The 271-nt window shown below is 47.6% G+C and carries 1 protein-coding gene; it reads right to left on the bottom strand.

The window, feature by feature from the left end:
* Nucleotides 1–53: 53 nt before the first annotated feature.
* Nucleotides 54–271, bottom strand: a 218-nt coding sequence (locus ACSNOG_RS33375; RefSeq protein WP_436756415.1) for a spore germination protein, incomplete at its 5' end; no start/stop codon positions are given.

Genomic DNA, 271 nt, shown 5'->3' with positions numbered 1-271 from the left:
CATATAGATCAGGATCATCGTATGGAACTGGGACAATTTTTCTCTCAAATGCGTCACCTTCTCATTTTTAATTTGCTCTTATTCTTGGATCTCGCCTGCGACGGGCGTCTGCCAAGCATGCTAAAGGGCGCTCTCAAAAAGACATCCCTCCAGTCGTAGGGCTCGAAGGGAGCAATCGGTGACAAATAGGACGTTCCGATGCTCGTTAATCCGCTAAGATGGATTACGATCCAAGCCATGCCAATTGCCAATCCTAGGTTCCCCCATAATC

This window comes from Streptomyces sp. URMC 124, assembly GCF_051386455.1.
Taxonomy (GTDB): domain Bacteria; phylum Actinomycetota; class Actinomycetes; order Streptomycetales; family Streptomycetaceae; genus Streptomyces.
The sequence above is the reverse complement of the archived record's forward strand: the minus strand, read 5'-3'. Positions and strand labels throughout refer to the sequence as shown.